Source organism: Variovorax sp. MHTC-1, from assembly GCF_003984645.1.
GTDB lineage: Bacteria > Pseudomonadota > Gammaproteobacteria > Burkholderiales > Burkholderiaceae_C > Variovorax.
On record NZ_RWKI01000103.1, the window covers coordinates 1 to 539 of the forward strand.

1 protein-coding gene is annotated in these 539 nt (G+C 65.7%); it reads left to right on the plus strand.

Going from position 1 to position 539, the window contains the following annotated elements; all coding sequences use genetic code 11:
• Window positions 1-112 precede the first annotated feature (112 nt).
• Window positions 113-487, plus strand: a complete 375-nt coding sequence (locus EJI01_RS28465) for a helicase SNF2 (RefSeq protein ID WP_126840426.1) — start codon at window positions 113-115, stop codon at window positions 485-487.
• Window positions 488-539 lie beyond the last annotated feature (52 nt).

The following is a 539-nucleotide window of genomic DNA, read 5'->3' on the forward strand; positions in this document are numbered from 1 at the left end:
ATTGTTTCCACGACATGAACGCCGAGGTGCGAAAACGCACATCCCCGAGGCTCTTTGCGGGCGCAAACTTCATCCCACACCAACCCGTTCAACCACTTGAAGGAATCCGACCATGAACACCGCTTCCAAGCTCCTCTCCGGTTTTGCGCTCGCGATCCTCGCTGCCGCCGGCGTCCAAGCAGAAACCTATGACGGCGTCGCCAAGGTCACATCGACCCAGACCCGTGCCGCAGTGCGCGCCGAAGGCGTCGTGGCCGCACGCAGCGGCGACCAGTTCAGCGACGTGGCCGGGCAAGGCGTCACCAGCATCGCCAGTTCGGTCGAGCGCGCTTCGGTTCGCTCGCAAGGATTCGCTGCCGCTCGCAGCGCGAACCCGTACGCGGAAGGCTACGGCCAAGGCGTGACGCGCGTCGAATCGCCCGTCGACCGCGCCAGCGTGCGCATCCAGGCCCGCGCAGCCGCGCGCGGTGATCGCCTCGCCATCTGAAGCTGAAGCGCTGCCTTCCAGAAAAGCCGGGCTGGGCCCGGCTTTTCTTCGT

Bases quoted from the DNA above. Each gene is read 5' to 3' on its own strand.
- EJI01_RS28465 (WP_126840426.1), top strand. From the start codon at position 113: ATGAACACCGCTTCCAAGCTCCTCTCCGGTTTTGCGCTCGCGATCCTC.